This window comes from Rhizobium leguminosarum (genome assembly GCF_019798305.1).
GTDB classification, from domain to species: Bacteria; Pseudomonadota; Alphaproteobacteria; order Rhizobiales; family Rhizobiaceae; genus Rhizobium; species Rhizobium leguminosarum_U.
The window spans coordinates 188,608-207,794 of record NZ_JAAXDD010000014.1 but is presented as its reverse complement, the minus strand read 5'-3'; the positions used below and the strand labels follow the sequence as shown (position 1 = coordinate 207,794).

Below are 19,187 nucleotides of genomic sequence, written 5' to 3'. Positions count from 1 at the left end.
GTTCAAGATCCGCTGCCAGCGAGGAAGTCGACGAGCTCGGCGGCAGCAAACATGCCGGCGAGGCTTCCTCCGACCCGAAGCAGGGCGCCCCAGGACCAGTAGCCGAACGCCGCGGCGAGAAACATGCCAATGAAGGCGATCGCTCCGACCGAGCGGCCGAACGGGCCGGTGAAGAACTGCACCAGCCGGTCCGCGGCGTTTTGCAAGGCATCGAGGTTTTGCGCCACAGCCGGTTCGAACTGGCTGACAAGCAGGATCAGGCTGGCCGCAAACACCATGGCGGCATTGCCGACCCACTTGCGCTTCGCCGTCGAACGCCAGGCGACGCTGACATAAAGGACTGCCACTGCAATTACATTCATCAACGCACCTCTTCCTTAACGATTTTAACCGGACCGCCAACGTGGGTCGGTCTGCCTTCCTGGGGATTGCGGCTCACCGCTGTGATCGGATCTGCAACAGAAAAAACAAGCATCGGCGATTTTGCGCGATCGGCAGTCCCTGCCCGGCGCTTCGAGCGGGACTCCGACGGGAATGGCAGACCGCTTTGCGTGCCCGTAGAGGTCGCCGCCGCGCCAACGTAGAAGCCTACAACCCGGGTCACATAGTCTGCGGTCTCTTGGATCAGCGGCAAGGAATGGCGAAGGTCGACGCGAGGCTCGCCGGCATTATAGGCCGAGGCGACGAGCACCGGATTGCGATATTTGGCGATGAGAACACGGAGAAATCGAGTGCCTGCGCGGATATTCTGTTCAGGATCGGTGAGATCCTTCGCACCAAAGGCCGCGCCGATCCGCGGCATTACCTGCATCAGGCCGACGGCACCGGCAGGACTAACGAGACGTGGATCGTAGGCGGCATTTTCGGCCCGCATGATCGAGAGCACCCAGTTGGGGTCAACCTCTTCCGCGGCGGCAATCGCCGATACGAGTTTTGCATATTCTTCAGGAATGCCGGAAAGTAGATCGGGTCGGGGCTGTGTCGACGACAGCTCGCCGCCGACTTTCAACGCGATCGGCGGATCGACGATGTGAGGGGACGGCATCTGCTCAAAAGAAAAGACGTCGGTCGGCGAATGCACCGTGCGTTCGCGGCGAGCATTCGCGCTATTAGCCGTTTTTCCCGACAATTCCGCGCGACTGTTTTCAAACTTCTCAACCGTGTCCAAGGAAAGAACGCCGGATCCAATCGAATGTCCGTCTTTCGCCGTGTCAAAGCGCTGACTGAAGTTGACCCAATCGATTGTCGGCTGTGGCGGCTGCTTGGCTGCAACGGCCAGACTTGACGCGGCGACTGGGTTCAACCGGGCTGCCACTCTCCCTGCCTTCTCGGTCGTGATGCCGTCACGCCCATCGGCCTGAGGCATGCCAGAATAGGAGGGCAGATCGTTGTCGTCCGGGTCGGATGCGAAACCGGTGAGCAGGAAGGCCGACATTCCAGCAACCCACAGCGCGCTTCGCGACCATGCCTTTTGCGGTGTTTTCACAGGCGGAAGTGGGATGCGTTCCATCGCCGAACCAGTTCATAATTATACTGCGGTATAAGACTTTGAACTGCATTCCGTTACGGAAATCAACCTTAAAATTTCACTCCGGTATAATTATCGGCAGCGATAGCGATGGCGGGGCGCTCGTTTCCTGAGCAAATTCAGTCGTCTAGCCGCGACCATTTATCTGGCATCCAGCGATATTGGATCTGTTCGCGATCGCCCAGAACACGCGCCAAGCGCACCGCAGTGCCTCCTTTGATCAACACCGGACTGACATCCGTTCCTGATCGAGGCTCATAGATTCGGCAGACGAAATTGGGCAATCCCCTCTGGATCCTCGAGACCGGATAGCAGGACGCGACCTGATAGCGGCTGTCACCGCCACTGATATTAAGACCCGTCTGCTGGACAGGACCGAGGCGTTGGCGTCCGAACCGGGTACCATACTCAAGCTGGCACTCGACGATATTGCTGGCATAGGCTCTGCAAGCGGTGAGGCTGAGGTAAGCAAATGGGACTGGGGGCAGCGGTCGCGGTGGGTGTGTCAGGTCGCCACATCCGGACAACAGGATTAATATCGCCAAAGATCCCGATCGCGTTTTGGAAATCCGCATCGTGTTGCTTTCTAATTTTCCTGCCGATATCCGGCATGGGCAAGGGATTCGAGGAAGAGATCACGGGCAAGCCGGCAGTAGGGTGATGATGGCTGTGCCAGGTGGAGCTGCGTCAGGACCAGTCCGAGATTGGAAACAGTGGCCACTACGACGGCGAGGTCATCATGGAGGGTGTCACGGCAAATCTCCCGACCTTCGTGACCTTTCACAGTGATGGCGTAGTCATTACGCGCGATGCTGTGCCACAGCTCGACGGTACCGGTTTCGCCGCCTGTGCTTTCCGCATCGCAGATCAGCATGAGCGCGTAATCTGGATGCGGCAGGCCGCTTTCCTCGATTGACGTGCCGCCACGGAATTCCGTCAACACAACGTGCGATGCGAAGAGCAGCATCCGTTCGTTGACCAGCAGACGTCTCTGCCCAAGGCGGACGAAGTCGTTCATGGCGACAGAGCGGGTAGCGGCAGGTGAAAGACTCTCCCCGCATTGCTGGCAGATCGCCAGCAAGTGATCGTTCCTGAATTCGAACGCGTTGTGAAAGCGGTTGACGATGAACTGCTCGACGTTCTTCGTTCGACCACCGAGCGACTCGACGAATGCGAAGGCATCAAGCGGTGTCCATGGCCGCTTCAGAACATCGTTCTCAGAGCCGTCGGCAGCGTTGACGAGGCTCGATGGTCCGACGACAATGCCGGCGGACCGGGTCTGTGCGCCGCAGCCCGGGCAATCGATGGATATCGCAACTTTGTACCATTCCTTCGTCAGTAAGGAGCGATTTCGTGTCAGAAGAGCACCTGTTGTTTGTTGAGGGTGCGGGCATGTCTGCCGCGGGGTGGTCAGAAGCGACTAAATTGTTATCGCTTGGCTCCGCGGTCAATAGAAATACTTATACTCCGATATAATTCTAACATCGTCGGGCGGGCGGCTCAACCGTCGTCTTTTTCGATGGCTGGTCTGATCGCGAGACTTCACGTGCTGAGCTCTGGTGACGCATTCGATCTTGAAAAGCGACGCTCCGATCGCGGACACCCTCCTGCGTCCAGAGCGACCAGGTAATGCTTGCAGGAGAAAAAGCATTGAGCGATCGCGCCGTCGGAAATTCGTGCATCATTTCCCGAGGGTGCGTGCAACGAAACGAGCACGCTGTGAAGGCTGGGGCTTAGTAACGGTGCAGCCATGATTTCGTTGAACGCCGCCGATCATCTGCTAGGGGCACTCTCGAACATAGATCCGCCATCTGTGCCGCCACAGGCAATTGCAGCCCGCTCTTCGTTGCTGGGTGGTTCAATAAGTGTCCGATTGCGCACAGATGGCGACAGAGCAGGAACTGCGACGCAGCAGGCAGGTTCGTTTGGTTGGCACCTAAGCAGCTAACAAGGGAGCTCATCATTTTGGAGAAGCTTATCGAAGGTGACTTCGACATCACATGGGCAGTTCCCGTGTTCGTTCGCATCGGCAATGGCTTCCGCGAGCGTATCGACGGACCTAGGGCTGCACTGGAAGCCTTGACATATCGTTGGCCGTCGCAAACGCAGGCGGAATACGCCATTGCCAAGTGCAGATGCTCAGACGCCATCATACACCATGGAAGCGCTGAGCTTGCTCGCAGGACATTCATAGATGCTGCTGTCGCTGCGGAGGTGTTCTCATGAGTGTTCCTCCAATAGATAGCGCGCAATTGGCGATGATCCTGGGAGCGCTGACGCTCGTATGTTGGATGGCGGCGGGTTTGATGGCTGTCCTTGGCGCTGCCGAGGAAATCAAAGACGTTAAGATAGGCCGGACCTCTCAGCTTTTGATCTCCGCCTTCACGGGTGCGGGCGTTACTTCGGCCGTCGCGATGATCGCGGTGCTGGTATTCGTATGACCATAGCAGCCTCCGGCAGTCTCGATCCGTTGCGGTCGCGTGGAACGGCCCCTTCAGCAAAAAGCTTTCGGGCCGCGGAACTTTTCATGGTCCGCAGGGTTGCGGTGTAAAATTGAGGGGAGAGCTATGTTTCGATACAAGAAGTCATTCATCCTCGCCGGCTGGTCGATCGGTGCAGGCCTCTGCGTGTTTGCCGTCGGCGCTTTTTCCGACCCGCTGCCGCCCGACACGACGTACCGACCGCTTCCGACGATGCCGTTTTCCGACGCCCGGCGAATTGACGAGGCGCAGAAGCCGGACGTCATGAAGCGCCAACAGGATCTCCTTCAGAGGCGATACGATCTCTCTGATAAGCCCATGCCCGGCGCGATGATGTCAGGCGGCATGAAACCCGTCCAAGCTGACGTCCGCATCCGGTTGCCGGCAGGCGTGACATGGCGTGAGCTGGCCGATATGAAGCCCGCGGAGATCAAGCAGAAAAACCTCCTGCCCGAAGGCTTTCTTCCTCTCCCCCATGTCAAGCAGGCGACTGGCGGCCAGGTCTTTCCCAATCGGCAGATCGACGAAATCCACGCGCAGGAGATTCGCGACCTCCGCAGGTTCGACGTCGACTTCGACCTTCCCGAAAACCTGACGCCCGAGTTTCCGCCGCCGATCTTCCTGACGACGCACCCAGAACTCGGCGACGTCTCACGCGGACAGCTTCTGACGATCAAGAACTTTTACGAGATCATGAACGGCATCGTCACCCCCGTACAAATGGAGGGTCTGAGGCTCCTTCTGACGCCGTTCCCGCAGGAGGAATTCAACCAGACCGAGGACCGCAAAGTGGCGGACCAAAGCAACGGTGTCGCCTGCCTCGACTGTCATTCCAACTTCCATACAAATGCTGCCTTTCATCTCACGCCCGACGTTCGTCCGCAGGCAGACCGCTTTCGCCTCGACAGCACCAGTCTGCGAGGTCTTTTCAACCAACAGATCCACGGTTCCAAACGTTCGCTTCGCTCCGTCGAAGACTTCTCCGAATTCGAGCAGCGCACCGCATACTTCAACGGCGACCATGTCAGCGCGACGAGGAAGGGCGCAAACCTTCCCGACCGCACCAACCAGGTCGCCATGATGGCGCAGATGCAGAACATCATCGATTTCCCACCCGCTCCCAAGCTCGACGTCTTCGGAAGACTCGATCCTGAACTTGCGACGCCCCAGGAACTGTCGGGCGAGCGGATATTCATGGGCAAGGGTCGTTGCGCCGACTGTCACGTGCCGCAAACCCAGTTCATGGACAACGACATGCACGACCTGAAGCTGGAGCGCTTCTATAAAATTGGGCAGGTCTTCAACGACTTCGTCACGCTTCCCGACGGTCCGATCAAAACCTTCACCTTGCGCGGCATCAAGGACTCGCCGCCCTACCTGCATGACGGACGTTTGATGACCTTGGCCGACACAGTCGAATTCTTCAATCTCGTGCTCGGCGTCAAGCTCGATGAGCAGGAGAAGAAGGACCTGGTTGCTTATCTGGTGACGCTTTAGAGGGAGAGACGCCATGTTTCGCAGGGTGCTTTTTACCGTCGCTGTCGTTCTGACCGGCTCGTCGGCGCTTGGCCAGATCGGCAATCCGGCCGGAATGGGCGTGGACACGCGAATGGCTCGGCCAGGCGTTCCAGCGCCACACCAGACCAACAATCAGGACCGGCTTTTTGCGCGGCTTGCAGCCGCCGGGGGGCTTGCTGAAGTCGAGCTCGGAAATCTTGCAGGCGGCAAGGCGAAAGCGGATGCTGTCAAACAGTTTGCCGACATGATGGTCAGGGACCATTCCGACGCAAACAGGAAGCTCAAGGAGCTTGCAGACGCCGCTAAAATCCCACTGCCGGACCAACTCGACCCCGAACATGCCCTGCTTCGCGACCGGCTGCAGACGTTGGAGGCAAATGCCTTCGACGCCGCCTATATCAAGGCACAGATCGTCGACCACCAAAAGACCGCGCAACTTCTAGCCTGGGAGATATCGATGGGCGAGGACGGCGATCTGCAGCGGTTGGCCTCATCGCTGCTTCCGGTCGTCCTCGATCATCTGCGGCGAGCACAGGAGATAAATGGACTGCTGACCGGTGCCTCTGTTCGTCTGCCGCCGGAGAAGCTGGCCGAGATGGAGCACAGGCAGTAGGCAATGCTTCGGGAGCGGCCTGGTGCAAGCATAGCGACGGGCGTAAATGGAAGTCTGGAACGACACGGCTCCAATTCGCCCCCACGCCTTCAAGAACGTGACGTTCGTTCGTGGCGCCTGACTGCCGAACGCCGGGCATCAGCGCCAGGAATTCGGGCTTTTGTCGGACATGCTGTATCTGAAGAATAGCATGAACCGGCACTGGAACGAATTGTGCACGCACAAGTTCAAGCCGTTGAGCACGAGGGTCGTCAGTATGAAAATCCTTGTCATCGGCGCGACCGGACTTGTTGGCAGTGCCGTCTGCGCCCGGCTGGCGACAGGCGGACATGATGTCATCCGCGCCGTTCGCCCTGGAAAACAGCCCGCATGGGGGCTCGGCAGCCGGGTCGAAGTCGACGTGGCGAGCGCGGTTGAGCCCTCCGACTGGCTGCCTCATCTCAAAGGGACAGATGCCGTCGTCAACTGCGCCGGCGCGTTGCAGGACGGAATGACGCACAACATGACGGGCGTCCATGCGCAGGGACCGCGAGCGTTGTTCCGCGCTTGCGAGCAGTCTGGCGTCCGCCGGATTATTCACGTTTCGGCAATTGGAGTGGATCGGGAGCAGCCGTCGGCGTTCTCGCGCACCAAGCTTTCCGGCGACATGGCTCTGAAGGCGACGGATCTCGATTGGGTGATACTGCGCCCCGCCGTTATCCTCGGAAACGCCGCCTTCGGTTCCAGTGCATTGTTTCGCGGCCTTGCCGCGCTGCCGTTTCTGCCATTGATGCCGTCGACCGGCAAACTTCAGGTGGTGCAGGTCGATGACGTCGCCGAAACCGTCTTTCGCCTGGTCGACAAAACTGCTCCATCGAAGCTCTCGCTCGAAATCGTCGGCCCGCAACCGCTGGAGTTCGAAGAGATCGTAGGGCGATACCGGAGATGGCTTGGCTGGCCTCCCGCCAGGCGCTATCTGCTGCCCCGCCCCCTCGCCAGCCTTCTCTATCGGCTAGGCGATTTCGCAGGACTGCTGGGATGGCGGCCGCCGGTTCGAAGCACTGCCGCAAGGGAGATCGTCCGCGGCGCCGTGGGTGATCCAACGGATTGGAGCGCCGCTACGGGAATCCACCCGTTATCATTGGACGATGCTTTGGCGCGTCGCCCCGTTTCGGTTCAGGAGCGTTGGTTTGCCAAACTCTACTTTCTGAAGCCCGTCATTTATGTGCTGCTGCCACTGTTTTGGACATCGACCGGAATAGTTTCGTTGACATCGGGTTTCGACCAGGGTGTCCAACTGATGTTGGCCGGCGGCGCGGGTCGTTTGGCGGCACCGAGCGTGATTGCCGGAGCTCTTGCAGACATTCTCGTCGGATGCGCCATCGCCTTTCGTCGCACTGCACGATGGGGGCTATATGCGGCCATTCTGTTGTCGCTCTTCTATGCGGCAGCCGGCACGGCAATATTGCCTCAGTTGTGGAATGAGCCCCTCGGCCCGCTGACAAAGATATGGCCGATCCTTGTGCTGCACTTGGCTGCTCTCGCGATTCTGGAAGAGCGATGATCTATTTCGTGCTGAAATTCCTGCACATCATCGGCGCGACCGTTCTTCTCGGCACCGGTGCGGGTATCGCCTTCTTTATGTTGGTCGCGCATCGCTCCGGCAATGCGACGACCGTGGCCGCAGTAGCGCGGATCGTGGTGATCGCCGACTTCGTCTTTACCACAACGGCCGTGATTATTCAGCCGATCACCGGCATCGCGCTTGCCTGGAATATCGGCTATTCCCTTTGGGAGCGGTGGATCTTTTGGTCGATCGTTCTCTATCTGGTCACGGGCGCTTTTTGGTTACCGGTTGTTTGGATGCAGATGGAGATGCGAAACATTGCGACGGAAGCAGCGGTGAAAGGCGAGCCGCTGCCGACGCGATACCATCGGCTATTTTGGACTTGGTTTTATTTCGGCTTTCCGGCTTTCGCTGCGGTGCTGGGAGTTATCTGGCTGATGATTACGCGCCCGGTTTGATGATAGCGTGGCATTATCTGTCGTTTCCGCAGTCCCAAGGTAGTGCGCGGCCCACGTCAGACGAGGGAAGCAATGTCTTCTTCTTCGTCTCGCTGCAAAGGTCAGCTCACCTGGCTGTGGACCGTGGCTGAGCGGGATTTTTGCTCCGGCTCCCGCGCAGCCCCGCCCTTCCCCTGGCGCGCCAACTCTTTATCGATCGTGACACGCGAACGTTCTGCCGGCTCCTTTTCTTTGGCTTGTATCACTCTGTCTCCTTTTGCAAACACCGGAACTACGTGGATCCATCATCCAGCGTTCCAGCGGTGATCTCTCTGCCATACCCTTCTCGAAAACGAATGGTCTCCTCACCTTTCAACATCATGCGTCGTCATTAGAGCCGTACGGATCATCACTGCCACCGGAATCCTTCGTACGGCAGAACCTGCAACCGCGTTAGACGTTGCCTGAGCCAGGCTGCTTCAAGGTACGACTTGTGTCCACTTGCTCTCAATTCGGTCAAATGCCGAGTCTTCCGCGTTTGCGGTGGCTCGACAAGAGAGCCACCTTCGGAACCCGCAGCCGACCCTGTTGTTACTGGTGTAGTGGAAGCCACTGACCTGCAATCTTGAAAGGAACTGACGTGGACGAGGACAAGAACGCCCAAGCGGCCATAGAGCGAACTGATAAGAAGTTAGATTGGACACAGACGAACCCACAGGCCGGGCCACATGCTCAAGATCACCTCACCGACAAGAGCAAGACACCCGGCGCTGGATCTTTGCCGGAGCGAAATGAAGAGGACGTGACGCCGGGATCTGGCTGATTGATCCACGACGAGATTTGCGAGGCGGAAGCGCCTATGCCCCACTGGCGTTCGGCCGCCTCACCATCACGGCGGGGGTGTTACGGCCTACTGGTAACATCGGCGAGATGCAGTTCGACTTCCGCATCCTCGACCTTTTGCCTTCGGCGCCATCGCCAATTCCGACCGGGTTTATCGTGGATGGCGGTTCTGAGTTTTCGTTTGCTTCGCTCCGACAGAGCCTGGCTGCAGCGGCGCGTGCTGCCTGGGGCTCAAACCTTGACGATTGCCACGCCAACGACGTTCCGCGGGCGTCATCGCCGGGGGTTAACGCTAACTGCGTCGGGCCGACGCTTGCTGGATCAATGCCCATACCGGCGCTACGGTGAGCGATGTCCGGCTGGCCGCGCGAAGTCAGGGCCGTTTTTTTTTATTGAGTGCGTCCAAGCTATTTTGAAAACTTCTCAAAATTTCACATCGAAGAAGGCGGCTATATTCTGTGGGAGGAGGAGAGCTTGAGAAAGCGGTCAAGGTGATAATCACGCCACGCAGCAATTCGACTGGAAAGTTAAACCTCCTCACGCTTATCGTGCATGCACTCGAGCTAGACGAACGGTTTGAAAATGGAAAGTCTTTGCAAATGAATCGCTCGTCCTTTCGCAACGAGCGCGCGTGCCGAGGCAAAATGTGCTAAGGTCTTTGGCAGGTATCAAAAGATCGCTACCGGTTTATCGTCGCTGATTGTCAACAATTTCAGCGGCTTATGTGCGGTTTTGTCATAAACGCACAGTTCCCGGGGACCTATGGTCAAGCCAACGGCCGTCCCGTAGTTTTTCACCAACTCACTGGCGTTTGGTTTTGACATCCAAGCTCCCATGCGGAGCCGCTATGACTCACATTGACCAATCGACTGTCGAAAATACCCTGCTGAAAATGTTGAGCGCGGACCGCTTCGCACGCCTCTCGGAAGGGATGGAGCGCGTCGACCTGCCATTACGCCACGTTCTTGTCGCTAACGACATCCCAACCACGCATATCTGCTTCTTGGAAAGAGGCCTGGCATCCATGGTTGTCAGCAGCATCGACGAAGAGGTGGTGGAAATTGGCCATATCGGGCGCGAAGGCGCATCCGGCATGCACGTCGTCCTGGCGGTAGAGACCACCCCCACGCGCACCTTCATGCAAGTCGCAGGGTCGGGAATTATGGTGCCGATGGAGACGTTTCAGCGCGCGCTCGGCGATGATCCCGTGGTGAAGGATTTCTTCCTTCGCTATGTTCACACAACCGTGCTGCAGCTCGCCCATTCGGCGCTCGCCAACGCTCGCTACAATATGCATGAACGGCTGGCACGGTGGATCCTGATGTGTCACGACCGCCTTGAAGGCAATGACCTGGCAATTACCCATGAATTTCTGGCGTTGATGCTCGGTGTACGGCGTTCTGGCGTCACCAATGAACTGCACGTCCTTGAGGGCGTCCACGCCATCCGATCGACCCGCGGAAACGTGCGAATATTGGACAGGGAAAAATTGATCGAAATTGCCGGTGGCTGCTATGGAGTGCCGGAGCGCGAATATGAAAAGCTGCTGGGTCTTCCGCTCCGCGCCAGGTAGATCAGCCCACTCGCTTAACCGCTTCCGAAAAGGGCAACACGAGCAGGATATCGCCTGTTCCGTTTTTGATCTCGATGCTTCTTGAGGCAATGTCATGTCCGAGGAGCACGGCACTGCTCATCAATGCGCGAGCATCACGCACCGCTTCCATGCGAGCGGCGTCCAGATCGGGAAGCTCGGTTCCTTCCCAGTCGTCGAGCGATCCTGCCTCAGACAGAATGTTGAAGTAGAAGCGTGGCATTCGAAATCCTTCAAAGCCCGGCAGGATAAGTCCCTTATTTTGCCGTTCCGCAGCGTTCAGATCAACAGCATCGGGCATGCTTTCGTCATCGCTCCGATGCCCTTGCGGCCACTGTGCGCAACCGCACTGATGGTTGGCGCCGAGATATTGATCCGTTACGGTTTTCTTATCGCGGCCAGCTCACTCGACCCGGCCACACCAAGGAGGATGATATGACCGAGTTCAATCTCTCGCTCCAGGTGGACGACGTGAACGTGCTGTCGGATGCTGTTCGGACCTGGTACCGGCATAATCACGCGACGCCAACGGAACAATCAACACAGTTGCTTTGCAGCGCGGTGGTCGATCTCTATAACCAAGGACATAGGACGCGCGAGGAACTGATCACGCTGCTGATCACGAAGTTTGATAGCCCTCACTCGCTGAAGGTAAATGCGCCCTCGTCGGACTCTCATCACTAGCGGCGAAACAGCGTAGAAAAACACGACGCATCGCCATTTCCGGCGTGTTGGCCACCACTTTCTTGTTGAAATCGCTCATCATTTGTTACGTCCGCAAATTGAGACCCGCGCTTACACTTGGTCGATTTGCTCTATCTGTTTTTCTTGAAACAAACCTTTCCCAACGGAGCCGAATAAACTAGCGCCCTGCATTGCAAAAGCAGGTAAGAGAGCCTCCCTGATAAAATGAGCTGAGACGTTCATTCGCAACATTGCTGATTAGCGCAATCGCCGAACCGCGGGTTCGCGAAATCACCTACCGGCTCATACGCGCAATCCGCAAAACGCCGCTTTGCTCAACCACCTATTCGCCGAAATCGTCTATGAGTCATAAGCGCGATGGCCGGTTCGCCGATGAGCACAGTTGGCGAAGCACCCCCTCGCCTATTCTCCGAGCCGCACAATCGCTGACGAACCTATTCGCTGATCCACCGGCCAGCCCAACCGCCGAAACGCGAGAACGCCCGATCTCTCTTTTACTGATTGGCGAAACGGGGGAATTGCCCGCTCGCCGATTCACAGACTAGCGATTCAAGGTGGCGCCGTGAGGAGGTGCCTCTTTCTGCCGCCGAACGACCTCTACCAAGACCAAATCCATGTTCGGGCAGACCCAACGCCTGCGAATAAGCGGCGACAGATTCCGGCACTGACCACGCCTCTCGGCCATCGCCCCTCGGGCGAAAACGGCTAACGGTATACCGTTAGCCTATCCTGCCATCTCCCATCAAACTGGCCTGGCGACCGTGCCCGACGCGCCAATGCTGTTGCGAGTCGTCAGACAAAGCAACAGCGATCACAGGCTTTGAGCCTGTGATCCGCGCCGGAGGAACAGCACGGTCGCCAGGCCAGTTTGATGGGAGATGCTGAAGCGAGCCGTCGTCGTGAGCTGCCGGGATGTCCGTGACCGGAGAGAACGGGCATCGATGGCAAGCGAACGATGAGACGGCGAGCGCACCGCAGGAGAGGAGGAACGCCTGGAGCGGATGCCCGAAGCATGAGGGCGTAGCGCAAGGTGTTCCTCCTCTCCGTCTTGTTTGAGGAAGTCGCGGCAGCGTCCGCCAACCAGGCCGAAAGGCCGGGCGGGTCCTGACCCGCACCACGGAGAGGGTTCTTGAGGGGAGAGGCGGCAAGTCTCTCCCCTCAGGAACGCGCGCTGGCTCGATGCCTGCAAGCGGTCAAGCCAGTGGGAAAGACGAGAGGCGGAACGGCCTCTCGTCCCGTCAGCTCAATCGTAAACGACGCGCGCAACGCTGATGGCGATACCTGTCTCCCGCGCAATATCGTGGATGATCGTAGAGAGGGGACCGATCTCCCTGTCGCTCACCGAGACGGTCGTCGGATAGCTGATCTCCATGCCGTCGCAGTCTGCCGACAAGGCGTTGTGCCATTCACCGCCGTTGACCCGATACTCATAGGTGAAGTAATCGATCTCTAGCTCATCGAGGAGCACAAGCGTGCGGCGGGCGAGGACTTCCTCCTCGCCTTGGAGCTGGCACGATATCGTCCCCTCCAAATCGTCCCCGATGACCAACTCGCGTTGCAGGTCCATGATGTGGCGCGTCGAGCGGATCGCCCCATCAAGACCGGCCATCAGCCGGTCGTGGAGCATCTTTGAGAATTCATCCTCGCAGCCGATACGGTTCGCGCTCACGAGAAGCTTGAAGCCGGCGAGCTTGGCATGAAGCATGAGAAAGTTGAAATCAGACATAAGAAGCCTCCTTTTCGTTCTGACGAAAAGGTGCCTGCATTGGCGACCCAAGGGGTCAAGGATCGCGATAGCGACCGCCAGCGGCGGCGAGCGGAGGAACCGATTTTTTCGTCGTGTCGCGTGAGCGGCGCGGCGGAAAAATTGGAGGGGCCGCGACGTCCTTGAGGCCGCCGGGGCGAATGCGACAATAGGAAGTCAGAGAGAGATAGACCACGTCGCCGACAGGCGACGTGACCGTTTGCCGAGCGCAGCCGGCCCTGCAACCTTTTCGTCTGACTGCTCGTGCAGATAATCGCACTGAGGATGCGGCAGCCGCGAGAGGGGCGTGACCCGAATGGGCGGAGACCGTTTGCGGGCTCCGTGAGCGACGGCGAATAGCACCGTCCGCCGAGGCGGCTCGCCCGAATCCGCCGACAACCCATCATAAGCATGAATCAGTCAAGACCGACCGATTCAAATATGTCGTTGGACGCCGAGTCGGCACTGCCCGATTCTCCGTGTCATGATTGCGCAACGCTACCAGCTCTATGTCGAACGCATCGACGCCAAGAAAAACATGGCCCGCTACTATGCCATGTCGATCGAGCCCAACCTCTTCGGCGAGGCCTGTCTCATCCGTCGATGGGGCCGTATCGGCGCAAGAGGTCAAAGGCGGGAGCATCGTTTCGCGCGAGAGGAAGAGGCGGTCAGGCTCTTCCTTCAGCTTTTGCGCAAGAGGCGGTCGCGCGGATACAGGCCGAAACCGCATATACGGCAAGATGCGTCGGGCGATCAATAGCGAAGGGAGTGCCGAGGGGGCGGATGCATCCTCATGTCGATTGGCATGGGATCGAAACAGGAGTGGGGGTGTCCGGCCGCTTTCGCCGTTTCCGTAGGAAACACCGCAGGATCGGCACGTGCCGATGGCGAAGCGATGCTTCGGGCCTGAAGCGCCGGTCGATCCGGCGCGTCAGGCCAGGCGACATGGCGAAAGCCACCCTCAGAAGGGTGGCTCGGCGCCGATTGCGCCCTCCTGCTCTGCGGTGATCACCGCCAGCTCGGCGCGAGCCAGCTCCAGTTCGATTTCGATCTCGCGGCGCTCGACGGGGTCGATTGCTTCGCGCAGTTCGAGGCGAAGCTCTTCAATGTGTTGTTCCAGAAGCATCGTCGTCGTCTCCTTGACGTTTGTGAAAGACGACGCGCGCGGTCATGGGGGCGTGGCGGGGTCATGGATCGCGGAACGCGACCGCCAGCGGCGGCGAGTGGGGGTGCCGATTTTGTCGGAGTGCAGGGAACCGGAGCGGAGGCAAAATTGGGGGCACCGCTCGTCCTTGAGGCCGTCATGCCCCCATGACACCCTCGGACGGACTGAGCAGACATTTCCTCAGGTATGGCACCAGAGATCCGCAAGCGGGCTCGATGCCCGCTTGCAGATCCACCATGCAGACCCACGGAGATGCCTCAAAGTCCTTGGTAGTTGTGGAAAAATGGGCAAAATTGTTGATCTTGACGCGGTGCGTCGATGACAGCGCTTTGATCCCCTGTCAGGGATTCTCGCATTAACGTTGATGTGGAGAAGAAAATGACCACAACCAATGAAATCGCCGACAAGATCGCCGGCGAACACAGCCTCACCAAGGCTCAGGGAAAGGCGATCGTCGAAGCGGTGATCGCGTCCATCACCGAAGCCGCGGTGGCCGGCAACGAGACCTCCCTCCCCGGCTTCGGCAAGTTCAAGGTGAAGGCGACACCGGAGCGCGAGGCACGCAACCCGTCGACCGGCGCGACGATCAAGGTTGCCGCGGCCAAGAAGCTAGCCTTTACGCCGGCCAAGGCATTGAAGGATGCGCTGAACAAGTAATCTTGTCAGCCAAGCAAAAAAATAGCCCGGCGCCGTGCCGGGCTATTTTCGTTTTGGGTTTGCGTCAGCGGGCGGATGTCCCGTTGAGAATATCCTGGATGATCGTGTCGCTGACCGAGTGATGCGCTTCGCGGGCATGGTCGTCCAGCAGCTTGTGAAGAATGCCGGATGCCAAGGGTATGAAGTCGAAACCGCGCGCGATTGCTGCGGCACGCAGTTGCGACAGTGTTTCGAACTCCCTTAAGTCAGTGCCAAGCCAGAGTCCGAGATCTTCGCCCCCAGCGTCCGGAAACGCCTGGAGGAAGAACGTCTGAAGCGGGCGGTCGTAGCCGATAATAGCATCCGGGTCGGCGTGGCGGGATGCGGTCCTGGTGACGATAATTGTGTAGCGGCTCATGGCGGCCTCCTTTGGAATGGGTGAGGCCGGCCCCGATTTCGGAGCCGGCGTCCAGTTCAGGCCGGGCTGTTCCAGAGGATGACCTTCTTCCCGGGCTCGCCGCCGGGCGCTGGGGCGACGTTGCCGAAGATCACGCCGATCTCGGGCGCTTCGAGCTTCGTGGAGATGTATTCTTCGCCGGTCTGGCGGGAGACGCGGTTCCAGCCTGCGCCGATCTCAAAGCCGGTCTTACGGTGGATGATGCGGTAGTCCGGGGCTTCTTCGCTCGCCTTGTTGGTGTTCGGGACGAGGGCGATCGGCGCGTTGACCCGGATGGTGGCGAAGACGCCTTCGAGAGTGCCGTCGGTCTTTTCGGTGAGGGTTGCGATCGTGGTAGCCATGGGATTGTCTCCTTCGTTGCATCGGGACCATTCCCGATGGCGCCCGAAGAAGGGGCTGCGCCGCAGGCGTCACCGCAGCGTAGCGAAGGGAAACCCCCTTGCGGGGTTGACGCTGATCGCGGCCGGTCCCTTAGAAAGGCGACATAGAGAACGGGAATGGTCCTTGATTGCGACGTCAGCAGGAGACCTCGCCTTGGTTGCCGGATGTGGCCCCGCCGAGTACCGCACGCGTGACATGCGTCGGTGGTGTTCGGGTCAACGGACGCTGGCCGTCAACTAGTCGGACGCGACGCGAGAGATTAGCACCGTCCCGATCCCATCCTCACCGTCAAAGACGGCTTCGGTCGGCATCACGCTCGAACCGCAGGCCTTCCCTGACGCAACTGCAGTTCTTCGGAGCGCAACCGAGTGACAGACGTGATTTCAAGGGATGTCGCTTCGGAGGGCGGTGGGGATGCGGGAAGTCTCAGTCGAGGCGGTTGACCCGGCCGGTTCGGCCGCGCGCCTCGGCAAACAGTCTGGCGATCTTCACCATGAAGGGTTTGCTGAAGCGGCCGAGGATGTCCTGATCGGGCTCAATGTACCAGGAGCGCTCGACGATATCGTAGTTGTATTCGTCGACCATGATCCAGCACTGCTTCAGATCGCTTAAGCTCGCACGCTTGCGCTCGATCTCCGGGATCTCCAGAGCGCTGCGACCCGTCTGTGGCGGCTGCGTGGTGATGGCGAGAAGGGCAAGGTGCGTGTTTCCGTCGGCGGCATTGCGGATGGCGATCACGACGCAGACGGGGCGCTGCTTACGGCCCTCGGTTTCCCCGCGCTGCTGCTGCCAGGCCCATAGGTACGGATAGGAGATGACCTCGCCGGGGTGGAATTCACGGCTCATCGTCGTAGCCTTCGCCGCGCGCCAACTTATCGAGCGCCTCGTCGAACAGTTCTGCATGCTCGGCGGGCATCTCCGAGATATGATAGGCCCTGCGCGTATCGCCGCCGGTGCGCATGCGCTCATAGTGCTCGTAGCTCATCAGCACGAAACGCGGCTTCTTGTGCCGGGTGAGCATCACCGGCTCGCGGCTCGCCGCGTCGGTGATATCGCCGATTTGTTTATTCAAGTCACCTGTCGTGAATTGCTTCATCGCTATCGTCTCCACTTCAGTTTCCATATAATCCATTTCTCCATGTTTTCCATATATTCAGGAAAGCGGCGCTCACGCGCCGTCTCCTGATGCCTGCCAGACCGAAATGCCGAGCCGGCGTGCCTTGTCGGCGAGATTGCCTGTGATGCCGTTTCCGGGAAAGACGATCAATCCGGCGGGCATGACCGACAGCATATCGTCATTGCGGCGGAAGGGTGCTGCCTTGGCGTGCTTCGTCCAGTTGGGCTTGAAGGTGATCTGCGTCACCCGGCGGGCTTCAGCCCAGCAGGCGGCGATACGTTCTGCACCCTTCGGCGCGCCACCGTGCAGCAATACCATGTCAGGATACTTCGCATGCGCCTGATCGAGCTTGGCCCAGATCCGCTCATGATCGTTATAGTCCATGCCACCGGCGAAAGCGATCTTGGTGCCGGCCGGGATTAGCACCTCGGTCTCGGCGCGGCGTCTGGCCGAGAGGAAGTCACGGCTGTCGATCATCGCCGCCGTCATGTTCGCATGATTTACCTTGGATCCGGTGCGCGGTCGCCAGGACGAACCGGTCTGCGCCTCGAACAAGTCGGCCGCGTAGTCGCGCATGAACTCGAATGCGTTGCGGCGCTCCAAGAGCGTGATGCCCTCGGCAATGAGGCGCTCAAGCTCGACACTCTTCACCTCCGAGCCGTCCTGCTCGCGCTGGCCGGTGAGCTGTGCCTCCTCGTTGCGGTCGAGCTCGCGCTGAATGCGCTCGCCGGCGCGATGGAAGAGATTGGGGATCGACCAGAACAGGTCTTCGAGATCGGGCTCCAGCCGGGTATCGCCGAGCATCTCGGCGAAGGCTTCGAAGATCGCGATGATCGATGACTGGACCTGCGGTTCCTCCGGCAATGGCCGCGGGTCGGGCTCGTCCTGGAAGGGGCGATAGCCGAAGACCTGCATCTCGTAGATGAAGCGGTCGGTCGGAGAGGACGCGTGATGGGGCTCGAAGCCGTCGTCGGGGGGAAGGATCAGGTCCATAGTGGTCTCCGTTTCGTGGGCCGCGCCTCTCGCGGCCTGACGGCGAACCCGGTCACGCGGGCCGAGGCCGGAACCGCGAGCGAAGCGCAGCGGCCCAGCGAAGCGCCGGACGGCGGAGGAAGGGTTTCTTGATCCGCGAGGAATGACGGGCCATCGCATCGGCCGAAAAGTGGGAACCGGTTTTCGGGGGAGCCGATGCGCGGAAATGGCCCGGCAGGGGAAGAAACCCGACCGACCCGCTGAAGGCCCCGAGGCCCGCGTGGTAAGGGTCGCCTCTCGGCAGGCCCGCGGGCGCGTATCCACACGGGGAGCCGGCACCACGGACCGTCCTCTCGCCCACGCCGCCTGCGTCCCGCCCTCCTGCGCCTTCCGGCAAGGCTCATCGGGGCAGGAAGGTCACCGCATCTTCCGGAGTGAGTTGAAGCCGCAGACTTGCGGTCATCTGGTCCGGACCCAGCCAGCGCAGATCCTCGTTGAAGTCGCCGAGTTCCGGCGACAGCACCAACGGCAGGATCCCGCATTCCTGCGCCCTGCGGCTCAATCCCTCGATCCCATGCCGGCCGGCCGCATCCGCGTCGGCGGCGATGTAGAGGCGCCGGCATTCGGGCGGGATGTTGAAAGCCGCGAGGTGATTAGCAGTCAGGGCCGCGACCATCGGCATGCCGGGCATCACGTGTGAGAGGGACAGCATGGTTTCGAGGCCCTCACCTGCCACCAGGACAGGCGCGGACGCGTTGACCGGAAAGCGGAAACGGACGCCATTACCGAGCAGTCCGCCCAGCGCGCGGCGGGGATCGTCCAGCTTGGCCTTGCCGACTCCGTTCGGGTCGAGCCCCGGGGACAAATAGGTGCGGTGCACGCCGGTGATCACTCCGGCGTCGTCGGTGACGGCTGCGATCAGGGCCGGATAGCTCGTCGTCCGGCCAGTCATGAAATTGCGATAGTAGCATGACGGGTGGAAGCGCAGCGCCGCGTGGGTCGACGCCCGCAAGATGCCACGCTCGCGCAGATAGATATCGGCGAGCGTACCCGCCAACGGCTGCGTCATTCGAAACAGCCGTCGTGCCTGCTCCGTCGCCGGCCGCTCGACCGGAGAGGCATCACCGACGTCGCCCCTGACGTCCGACACCGGTTCGGGTTGGGGCAGACTGAGAAAATGACGCGCCTCCTCGGCAACGTCACGGAAGTCCACGAGGCCACAGGTCTCGCGGAGGAGATCGAGCAGGTCACCGAACTGACCGGTCGCGGCATCCGTCCACCTGCCGGCGCGCGGACCGACCAGATGCACGTAGAGCGACCGGCCCTTGTTGTTGTCGACATCGCCGACGAGCCAGTAATTACCGGCCCGGCGGCCCGCGGAAAGATAGTGGCGGCAGACCGCCTCCGCGTTTTGCGCGAGACGGCCCGCCAGATCGGAAGCGGAAAGCATGGCA

Annotated in this window: 22 protein-coding genes; 10 read left to right on the top strand and 12 right to left on the bottom strand. The window is 59.8% G+C overall.

Going from position 1 to position 19,187, the window contains the following annotated elements:
• Positions 1–2: 2 nt before the first annotated feature.
• The 3 genes from HFO99_RS24435 to HFO99_RS33595 form a co-directional block, all read right to left on the bottom strand.
• Entirely contained in the window at positions 3–362 is a 360-nt protein-coding gene (locus tag HFO99_RS24435; protein WP_222364122.1) for a TrbC/VirB2 family protein, read from the bottom strand.
• Positions 362–1,435 carry a lytic transglycosylase domain-containing protein gene (locus HFO99_RS24430; protein WP_222364121.1) on the bottom strand — a complete coding sequence of 358 codons (1,074 nt, stop codon included), beginning with the start codon at positions 1,433–1,435 and terminating at the stop codon, positions 362–364. The genes HFO99_RS24435 and HFO99_RS24430 overlap by 1 nt, the downstream gene beginning before the upstream one ends.
• Positions 1,436–2,114: 679 nt before the next feature.
• Positions 2,115–2,609, bottom strand: coding sequence for a hypothetical protein (locus HFO99_RS33595; RefSeq protein WP_261323306.1), 495 nt, complete (start codon positions 2,607–2,609; stop codon positions 2,115–2,117).
• Between the two features lie 884 nt (positions 2,610–3,493).
• Here HFO99_RS33595 and HFO99_RS24420 point away from each other — a divergent pair.
• The 7 genes from HFO99_RS24420 (at position 3,494) to HFO99_RS24390 (ending at position 10,538) form a co-directional block, all read left to right on the top strand.
• Positions 3,494–3,754 carry a DUF982 domain-containing protein gene (locus tag HFO99_RS24420; RefSeq protein WP_222364120.1) on the top strand — a complete coding sequence of 87 codons (261 nt, stop codon included), beginning with the start codon at positions 3,494–3,496 and terminating at the stop codon, positions 3,752–3,754.
• Positions 3,751–3,969: a hypothetical protein gene (locus HFO99_RS24415; RefSeq protein ID WP_222364119.1), complete on the top strand. Its 219-nt coding sequence runs from the start codon at positions 3,751–3,753 to the stop codon at positions 3,967–3,969. The genes HFO99_RS24420 and HFO99_RS24415 overlap by 4 nt, the downstream gene beginning before the upstream one ends.
• Positions 3,970–4,095: 126 nt before the next feature.
• Positions 4,096–5,505 (top strand): cytochrome B6, encoded by a 1,410-nt coding sequence (locus HFO99_RS24410; RefSeq protein WP_222364118.1) that lies wholly within the window; start codon positions 4,096–4,098, stop codon positions 5,503–5,505.
• Positions 5,506–5,518: 13 nt separating this feature from the next.
• Positions 5,519–6,139, top strand: a complete 621-nt coding sequence (locus HFO99_RS24405) for a DUF4142 domain-containing protein (RefSeq protein WP_222364117.1) — start codon at positions 5,519–5,521, stop codon at positions 6,137–6,139.
• A 256-nt stretch (positions 6,140–6,395) separates the two neighbouring features.
• Positions 6,396–7,682 carry an SDR family oxidoreductase gene (locus tag HFO99_RS24400; RefSeq protein WP_222364116.1) on the top strand — a complete coding sequence of 429 codons (1,287 nt, stop codon included), beginning with the start codon at positions 6,396–6,398 and terminating at the stop codon, positions 7,680–7,682.
• A complete protein-coding gene (locus HFO99_RS24395; protein ID WP_222364115.1) occupies positions 7,679–8,143 on the top strand; it encodes a DUF2269 family protein in 465 nt (154 codons plus the stop codon). Before HFO99_RS24400 ends, HFO99_RS24395 begins: the two co-directional genes overlap by 4 nt.
• A 1,669-nt stretch (positions 8,144–9,812) precedes the next feature.
• Positions 9,813–10,538 (top strand): Crp/Fnr family transcriptional regulator, encoded by a 726-nt coding sequence (locus HFO99_RS24390; RefSeq protein ID WP_222364114.1) that lies wholly within the window; start codon positions 9,813–9,815, stop codon positions 10,536–10,538.
• A 1-nt stretch (position 10,539) separates the two neighbouring features.
• Here HFO99_RS24390 and HFO99_RS24385 read toward each other — a convergent pair whose 3' ends face one another.
• Positions 10,540–10,779 (bottom strand): DUF6894 family protein, encoded by a 240-nt coding sequence (locus HFO99_RS24385; RefSeq protein WP_222364158.1) that lies wholly within the window; start codon positions 10,777–10,779, stop codon positions 10,540–10,542.
• Between the two features lie 212 nt (positions 10,780–10,991).
• Between HFO99_RS24385 and HFO99_RS24380 the strand changes: the two genes are divergently transcribed.
• Positions 10,992–11,240, top strand: coding sequence for a hypothetical protein (locus tag HFO99_RS24380; RefSeq protein ID WP_222364113.1), 249 nt, complete (start codon positions 10,992–10,994; stop codon positions 11,238–11,240).
• Positions 11,241–12,504: 1,264 nt separating this feature from the next.
• Here the strand turns inward: HFO99_RS24380 and HFO99_RS24375 are convergent.
• On the bottom strand, positions 12,505–12,987 hold the full coding sequence (locus tag HFO99_RS24375) for a hypothetical protein (RefSeq protein ID WP_222364107.1): 483 nt from the start codon (positions 12,985–12,987) through the stop codon (positions 12,505–12,507).
• Positions 12,988–13,489: 502 nt separating this feature from the next.
• Between HFO99_RS24375 and HFO99_RS24370 the strand changes: the two genes are divergently transcribed.
• Positions 13,490–13,765 (top strand): WGR domain-containing protein, encoded by a 276-nt coding sequence (locus HFO99_RS24370; protein WP_222364106.1) that lies wholly within the window; start codon positions 13,490–13,492, stop codon positions 13,763–13,765.
• 201 nt (positions 13,766–13,966) lie between these two features.
• Here the strand turns inward: HFO99_RS24370 and HFO99_RS24365 are convergent, their stop codons facing one another.
• Positions 13,967–14,131, bottom strand: coding sequence for a hypothetical protein (locus HFO99_RS24365; RefSeq protein ID WP_168320284.1), 165 nt, complete (start codon positions 14,129–14,131; stop codon positions 13,967–13,969).
• A gap of 417 nt (positions 14,132–14,548) precedes the next feature.
• Between HFO99_RS24365 and HFO99_RS24360 the strand changes: the two genes are divergently transcribed.
• Positions 14,549–14,827 carry an HU family DNA-binding protein gene (locus HFO99_RS24360; protein ID WP_011654510.1) on the top strand — a complete coding sequence of 93 codons (279 nt, stop codon included), beginning with the start codon at positions 14,549–14,551 and terminating at the stop codon, positions 14,825–14,827.
• A 64-nt stretch (positions 14,828–14,891) separates the two neighbouring features.
• Here the strand turns inward: HFO99_RS24360 and HFO99_RS24355 are convergent, their stop codons facing one another.
• From HFO99_RS24355 to HFO99_RS24330, 6 genes are all read right to left on the bottom strand, one after another.
• Positions 14,892–15,224: a hypothetical protein gene (locus HFO99_RS24355; protein WP_222364105.1), complete on the bottom strand. Its 333-nt coding sequence runs from the start codon at positions 15,222–15,224 to the stop codon at positions 14,892–14,894.
• A 56-nt stretch (positions 15,225–15,280) separates the two neighbouring features.
• Positions 15,281–15,604, bottom strand: a complete 324-nt coding sequence (locus tag HFO99_RS24350; protein ID WP_027690648.1) for a DUF736 domain-containing protein — start codon at positions 15,602–15,604, stop codon at positions 15,281–15,283.
• A gap of 466 nt (positions 15,605–16,070) precedes the next feature.
• On the bottom strand, positions 16,071–16,490 hold the full coding sequence (locus tag HFO99_RS24345; protein WP_222364104.1) for a hypothetical protein: 420 nt from the start codon (positions 16,488–16,490) through the stop codon (positions 16,071–16,073).
• Positions 16,480–16,740: a type II toxin-antitoxin system Phd/YefM family antitoxin gene (locus HFO99_RS24340; RefSeq protein WP_011654506.1), complete on the bottom strand. Its 261-nt coding sequence runs from the start codon at positions 16,738–16,740 to the stop codon at positions 16,480–16,482. The genes HFO99_RS24345 and HFO99_RS24340 overlap by 11 nt, the downstream gene beginning before the upstream one ends.
• Positions 16,741–16,812: 72 nt before the next feature.
• Positions 16,813–17,754: a DUF2493 domain-containing protein gene (locus HFO99_RS24335; RefSeq protein WP_222364103.1), complete on the bottom strand. Its 942-nt coding sequence runs from the start codon at positions 17,752–17,754 to the stop codon at positions 16,813–16,815.
• Between the two features lie 379 nt (positions 17,755–18,133).
• Positions 18,134–19,183 carry a toprim domain-containing protein gene (locus HFO99_RS24330; RefSeq protein ID WP_222364102.1) on the bottom strand — a complete coding sequence of 350 codons (1,050 nt, stop codon included), beginning with the start codon at positions 19,181–19,183 and terminating at the stop codon, positions 18,134–18,136.
• Between the last annotated feature and the right edge of the window lie 4 nt (positions 19,184–19,187).